The organism is Burkholderia catarinensis, from assembly GCF_001883705.2.
Taxonomy (GTDB): domain Bacteria; phylum Pseudomonadota; class Gammaproteobacteria; order Burkholderiales; family Burkholderiaceae; genus Burkholderia; species Burkholderia catarinensis.
Map to the genome: position 1 here is coordinate 194,483 of NZ_MDEQ02000015.1, position 6,977 is coordinate 201,459.

General features: G+C 67.8%; 6 protein-coding genes. All 6 read right to left on the reverse strand.

Annotated features, from left to right (window positions below; all coding sequences use genetic code 11):
* The gene (locus BFF94_RS24445) at positions 1-1,302 is read right to left on the reverse strand and encodes an NAD(P)/FAD-dependent oxidoreductase (RefSeq protein ID WP_128843519.1); all 1,302 of its coding nucleotides are present in this window, start codon (positions 1,300-1,302) and stop codon (positions 1-3) included.
* Between the two features lie 26 nt (positions 1,303-1,328).
* Positions 1,329-2,633 (reverse strand): NAD(P)/FAD-dependent oxidoreductase, encoded by a 1,305-nt coding sequence (locus BFF94_RS24450; RefSeq protein WP_219139955.1) that lies wholly within the window; start codon positions 2,631-2,633, stop codon positions 1,329-1,331.
* Positions 2,634-2,742: 109 nt separating this feature from the next.
* Positions 2,743-4,317, reverse strand: a complete 1,575-nt coding sequence (locus BFF94_RS24455; protein ID WP_128843517.1) for a DUF3138 family protein — start codon at positions 4,315-4,317, stop codon at positions 2,743-2,745.
* Between the two features lie 101 nt (positions 4,318-4,418).
* On the reverse strand, positions 4,419-5,258 hold the full coding sequence (locus BFF94_RS24460; protein ID WP_128843516.1) for an ABC transporter permease subunit: 840 nt from the start codon (positions 5,256-5,258) through the stop codon (positions 4,419-4,421).
* Positions 5,255-6,241, reverse strand: coding sequence for an ABC transporter permease subunit (locus tag BFF94_RS24465; RefSeq protein ID WP_219139956.1), 987 nt, complete (start codon positions 6,239-6,241; stop codon positions 5,255-5,257). The genes BFF94_RS24460 and BFF94_RS24465 overlap by 4 nt, the downstream gene beginning before the upstream one ends.
* A 10-nt stretch (positions 6,242-6,251) precedes the next feature.
* The coding region (locus BFF94_RS24470; RefSeq protein WP_219139957.1) for an ABC transporter ATP-binding protein at positions 6,252-6,977 on the reverse strand (726 nt) is incomplete at its 5' end.

Sequence of the window (6,977 nt, forward strand, 5' to 3'; positions counted from 1 at the left end):
TCAGTGCACGCCGAACGCGTCGAGCAGCCGGTACCAGCCCATCGCGAGCACCAGCGCCGGCGTGCGCAGTGTCGCGCCGCCCGGGAAGTCGCGATGCCGGATCCTGCCGAACAGGTCGAAGCGGCTCGCCTGTCCGTCGATCGCCTCGGCGATCAGCTTGCCCGCGAGCGCGGTCGTGTTCACGCCGTGCCCGGAAAACCCCTGCGCGAAGTACATCGTCGGCGCGACGCGGCCGAAGTGCGGCGCGCGGTTCATCGTGATGTCGACGAAGCCGCCCCATGCGTAGTCGACCTTCACGTCCGCGAGCTGCGGGAACGTCTTCAGCATGTCCGCGCGCATCGCCGCGGCGAGATCGCGCGGCTGCCGCGTCGAATAGCTGACCTTGCCGCCCCACACGAGCCGCGTGTCGGGCGCCGGCCGGAAATAGTCGAGCACGAAGCGGCTGTCGCAGATCGCCGCGCGCGCGGGCATCAGCGCGGCGGCGCGTGCTTCGCCGAGCGGCTCGGTCGCGATCACGTAGGTGCCGACCGGCATGATCTTCTTCGACAGCGCGGGCGCGAGCGTGCCGACGTAGGTATTGCACGCGAGCACGACGAAGCGCGCACGCACGTTGCCGCCGCCCGTCTCGACGACGTGGCCGCCCGCGACGTCGCGCACGCGCGTCACGCAACTGTCCTCGTGGATGCGTACGCCCGCATCGGTCGCCGCGCGGGCGAGGCCGAGCGTGTAGTTGAGCGGATGGAGGTGGCCGCTGTCCGGGTCGTACAGGCCGCCGCAATAGCGCTCGGACTGCACGTAGTCGCCGAGCGCGTCGGCTTCGACGAAGTGGAAGCGGTCGTAGCCGAAGCGTTTCGCGGCCTCGTCGCGCCAGCGCTTCAGCGCGTCGGCGTCGCGCTCGGTGTTCGCGGCGGTCAGGTAGCCGGGCACCAGCGCACAGTCGATGTCGTGCTGCGCGATCCGCGACTTCACGAGCGACAGCGTTTCGAGCCCCATGTCCCAAATACGTTTCACGTCGCCTTCCGGCATGAACTGCCCGAACGTGTCGATGCCGCACGCAAAGCCGCCGATCAGCTGGCCGCCGTTGCGGCCGCTCGCCGCCCATCCGACCCGCGACGCTTCGAGCACGGTCACCGAATGGCCGCGCTCGGCGAGGTTGAGCGCGGCGGACAGGCCCGTGAGGCCCGCGCCGATCACGCACACGTCGGCGTCGATCGTGCCGGCGAGCGGCGCGTGGCGGGTCGTATCGTTGGCGGTCGCCGCGTAGTACGACGCGACGTGCGGCTGGTTGGCGAATGTCTGCATGGTCAGGAAAGCGTAGAAAGTAGGGCTCAGAACAGCTCGCGCACGCGGTGGTACAGCATCCCGAGTTCGAGCGCGGGTTGCCGCCATGCGTCGCCGCCGGGAAAGCGCCGGTGACGCACGCGCGCGAACAGGTCGAACGTCCGCGTGTCGCCCGCGATCGCGCCGGCGATCGCGCGCCCGGCGATGCCGGTGAGCGCGACGCCGTGCCCGCTGAAGCCCTGGACGTAGAAGAAGTTCGGATCGATCGCGCCGAAGTCCGGCGCGCGGTTGCGCGTGACGTCGACGAAGCCGCCCCACGCGTGGTCGACGCGCACGTCGCCGAGTTGCGGGAACACGCCGGTCATGCGCTGCCGGATCGTTTCGGCGAGCGTGGCGGGCGACGCGCCGGCCGAATTCGCGCGGCCGCCGAACAGCATCCGGTGATCGGCCGACAGCCGGAAGTAGTCGAGGAAGAAGTTGTTGTCGCACACGGCTTCGCGCTGCGCGATCAGTGCGTCGGCGCGTGCCTGGCCGAGCGGCTCGGTCGCGATGATGGTCGACGCGATCGGCGCGATGCGCGCGGCGGTCGCGGCGGGCAGCACGCCGCCGGGGCCCGCGTTGCAGCACGATACGACGAAGCGGCAGCGCACCTCGCCAGACGGCGTGCGTACCACGGGCCGCGCGCCGCGCACGACGTCGAGCGCGGGCGTGTGCGCGTACAGCGCGACGCCTTCGCGGCGCGCGGCCTCGGCGAGGCCGAGGCAGTACTTGAGCGGGTGCAGGTGGCCCGACAGCGGATCGTGCACGCCGGCCAGATAGCGCGTCGATGCGATGCGCGCGCGGATCTCGCCGGTGTCGAGCCACGCGAGCGACGGATGGCCCCAGCGCGACGTCGCGGCGTCCATCCACGCGCGCAGGTCGTCGATGCGGCGCGGCTTCGTCGCGACCGTCAGGTAGCCGCGCGTGAAGTCGCAGTCGATCCCGTAGCGCGCGATCCGCTCGGCGATCAGCGCGACGCCGTCGAGCGACAGCGACCACGCGGCGCGCGCGCCGTCGGCGCCGAGCTGTTGCTCGATCACTTCGTCCTTCGCGAAGCCGGTGATCGCCTGGCCGCCGTTGCGGCCCGACGCGCCCCAGCCGGGCCGGTGCGCATCGATCACGGCCACGGACAGCCCGCGCGCGCGGCAGTCGAGCGCCGTCGACAGGCCCGCGAAGCCGGCGCCGATCACGCAGACGTCGACGTCGATCGCATCGTCGAGCACCGGATCGTCGGCCACGGGCCGCGCGGCCGTCGCTTCGTAGTACGAGTCGCGCGCGAGCGCATCGGCGCGGCGGGTGAAAGACTGCGTCATGAAACCGACTCCCTTGAAAAGGCTGCAACGGCATGCGACCTGCCGGCAGCCGCCCCTGAAAACGGCGCGGGACGCCGTGCGCGCGGCACGGCGTCCCGCGCGGCCGGCATCAGAACGAATAGATGAACTGCGTCGCGAGCAGGTCGTTGGACTTGCCGTACGAACCGTCGTTGCGCAGGAACACCTTGTTGTTCGCCCAGTCGTGCCGGTATTCGACCTTCACGGTGATCTGCTGGGTCGGATAGAACAGCAGGTCGAGCGCGACGTCCTGGCGCACGGCCCCCTTGCACTCGAAGCCCAACCCGCCGCCGGCCTTCGACATCGCGAGGCAGTCCGCGTCGACGCCGAAGCCGTTGTTCGGATCCATCCCGTTGCCGTTCAGCGCGATGCCGCCGCCGCCGCCGCCGTTCTTCGAGTTGGCGAGCAGGTCGTAGCGCAGCGTCACGCCCATGCGGCCGACCACCGGCGCGTTGAACTTGCGGTGCGCGAGCAGCGACAGGCCGTACCACTGCGCGAGCCCGCCGTTGAACGCCGCGTGCTGCTGCCGGCCGTAGTCGACTTCGGCGTTGTACTGAATATCGGCGAGCGTGTAGGTTGCGTCGAGTTCGCCGAAGAAGAACGAACCGTAGCCGCTCGGCGCCGCGCCGCCCGGGCCGTAGTGGACGACGCCGTTCGAATCGATCGCGCTCGCCAGCGTCTGCCGCCCGATGTTGAACGACCCGCCGAGGTCAAGCGCGCTCGACCACGTGTAGTCCGCGCGTGCGGTGAAGGTCGGCACCCTGTTGCTGGTGGTGATCGGGTCGCCGAGCGCATTGGTGCCCGTCTGCGTGACCGAACCGTACGTGCGGTACTGCTCGTTGCCGATGAAGAACTTCCACGCCCAGGCGCCCTTCGTGTAGTTCGCGCCGACGCCGACGTAGCTGCCCGGATCCGAGAAATCGTACAGCAGGTTGTGCGTGAGCGTGAGCATCTGGTTCGACTGCTGCACCTCGTAGCCGCCGAAGCTCGGGATCAGGCCGGCGACCAGCGTCGTTTCGGCGGTGATCGGCACGTTGATGACCGCAGTGTTCAGCAGGTTGTCGGTGATCGAGCCGCGCGAGTTCTGCAGCAGCGTGATGCCGTTGCCGCGGTTCGGCATCAGCGTGATCTCGGCCGACGGCGCCATCGGGCCGACACCGAAGGTCTTCTTGATGTCGAGGTAGAGATCGCCGAACGTGCTGTTGAAGTAGTTGTACGCGTTCTCGTGGTTCGCGAACAGGAACGACGACGTGCCGGCCGCGCGGTTGTAGATGTAGGTCGGATCGATGTAGCCCGTCACCGACAGGCCGGCGAGCGGGCCCGTGTTGGCCGCGTCCGTCAGCGAGTCGACCTTCAGCTGCTGGTTCGCGATCTGCTGCTTCATCTCGCCGACTTCGTCGTTGGTCAGCGTGGCCTGCGCACGGCCGTAATCCGGCGAACCCGGATCGACGGCCACCGCGACGGCCTTGCCGCCGGCGGCCGTGCCGGACGTCGCGACCGCGGCGGCGCCCGGCTTCGTGGCGAGCTGCGCCTGCATTGCCTTCATTTGCTTCTGCAGCGCCGCGACCTGCGCCTGCAGCGCCTTGATCTCGGCGGATGTCGAGCCGGCCAGCGCGATGCCCGGCAACGCGCCGGCCACCAGCAGGCAGATCAGTTTCTTCTTCATTGCGGATTCTCCTTGTCGTGCGCGTGTCAAAGTGCGATCGGTTTGCGCGCCGCATGGCGCGGCGCGCGGGTCTTGTTATCGATGGAAAGGAAAGGGGAGGGTCACGCCACCGCGAACGCCGCCTTCATGTCGGCCATGCGGCGCCGCTCGCGCGCGATCATCATCCGGTTCACGACGATCACGCCGATCGTCACCGCCGTGATGAACAGCGTCGCCAGCGCGTTCATCTCCGGGTTCAGCCCCAGCCGCACGCGCGAGAACACCACCAGCGGCAGCGTCGTCGACCCCGGCCCGGAAAGAAACGCCGACAGCACCAGGTCGTCGATCGACAGCGTGAACGACAGCAGCCACCCCGACAGCAGCGCCTGCGAGATCAGCGGCAGCGTCACCACGAAGAACACCTTCAGCGGCGTCGCGCCCAGGTCGAGCGCGGCCTCCTCCAGCGACTTGTTCATCTCCTTCACGCGCGACTGCACGATGATCGCCACGTACGACACGCACAGCATCACGTGGCCGATCCAGATCGTCAGCATCCCGCGACCCTTCGGCCAGCCGAACATCTGCTCCAGCGCCACGAACAGCAACAGCAGCGAGATGCCCTGGATCACTTCCGGAATCACCAGCGGCGCGTTGATCATCCCCGTGTACAGCGTGAAGCCCTTGAAGCGGCCGAAACGCGCGAGCACGAAGCCCGCCCACGTGCCGATCACGACCGACGCGGTGGCCGTCAGCAGGCCGATCTTCAGCGACAGCCATGCAGCCGTCAGCAACTCGTCGTCTTCCAGAAGCGCCGCGTACCACTTCAGCGAGAAGCCCGACCACACCGTCACCAGCTTCGACTCGTTGAACGAATACACGACCAGGCTGATGATCGGGATGTACAGGAACAGGAAGCCGAAGGCGAGAACGCCCGTCGACAGCGGTTTGCTAGGCTTGATCATTTCGCGTCCTCCAGTTCCTTGACCTGGTAGTACTGGAACAGCGCCATCGGCACCAGCAGCAGCATCACCATCGCGACCGTCACCGCGGACGCCATCGGCCAGTCCATGTTGTTGAAGAATTCATCCCACATCACGCGGCCGATCATCAGCGTGTCCGCGCCGCCGAGCAGCTCCGGAATCACGTACTCGCCCACCGCGGGGATGAACACCAGCAGGCTGCCGGCGATGATCCCGTTCTTCGACAGCGGCAGCGTGATCCGTGTGAACGCGACCCACGGCTTCGCGCCGAGGTCGTACGCGGCCTCGAGCAGCGTGAGGTCCATCTTCACGAGGTGCGCGTACAGCGGCATCACCATGAACGGCAGGTACGAATAGACCATCCCGATGTAGACGCCCGCATCGCTGTGATACAGCCGCAGCGGCGTGTGGATGATGCCGAGCGCGATCAGCGTGTGGTTCAGCAGGCCGTCGTCCTTCAGGATGCCGATCCATGCGTACACGCGGATCAGGAACGACGTCCAGAACGGCAGCATCACGGCCATCATCAGCACGTTGCGACGGTTCGGTTCGGCGCGCGCGATGTAGTACGCCATCGGGTACCCGATCAGCAAGCACAGCACCGTCGACACGGCGGCCATCTTCAGCGAACTGAGGTAGGTCGCGATGTACAGGTCGTCCTGCAGCAGGAACGCGTAGTGCGACAGTTGCAGCGCGAAGTGCACGACGCCGTCCTTGAACTCGACGAGCGACGTGTACGGCGGGATGCCCATCACCTGGTCGGCGAAGCTGATCTTCAGCACCAGCACGAACGGCAGCGCGAAGAACACCGCGAGCCACAGGAACGGCACGCCGATCGCGACGCTGCGGCCCGACGGCAGGAAGCGCGACAGCGCGGCGAAGCGGCCCGGGCGCGACCGGCCGGTGCCGGTGCTCGCGGTGCCGGACGACACCGGCGCGGACGGCGTGGAAGCAGGGTTTCTCATCATGTCGTCCTCACTGCGTCAGCACGACGCCGCTGGCCGGCGACCACGACACGAACACGTCGTCGTTCCATGCCGGCGCGCTGTCGTGCATCAGGTGCGAGCTCGACAGGTTCGACACGACCGTCTTGCCGCTCGGCAAACGCACGTGATACAGCGAGTAGCTGCCCATGTACGCGATGTCGGTCACGATGCCGCGCGCCCAGTTGTGCTTCGAGCCCGGCTTTTCGCGCGACACGTGCACGCGTTCCGGGCGCACCGAGATGCCGACCGGCATTCCGAGCGGGCCCGTGACGCCGTGGCTCACATACATCCGCGCTTCGAGATCGTCGCTTTCGACGAAGATGTGATCGGGCTCGTCCTCGACGACGCGACCCTCGAACAGGTTGGTCGAGCCGATGAATTCCGCCGAGAAGCGGCTGTTCGGGAACTCGTACACCTCGCCCGGCGCGCCGATCTGCACGATCTTGCCCTCGCTCATCACCGCGAGGCGGCTGGCCATCGTCATCGCCTCTTCCTGGTCGTGCGTGACCATCACGCAGGTCACGTCGACCTTCTCGATGATGTTCACGAGTTCGAGCTGGGTCTTCTGGCGGATCTTCTTGTCGAGCGCGGACATCGGCTCGTCGAGCAGCAGCAGCTTCGGGCGCTTGACCAGCGAGCGGGCGAGCGCGACGCGCTGCTGCTGGCCGCCGGAGAGCTGGTGCGGCTTGCGCTGCGCGTACTTGCTCATCTGCAC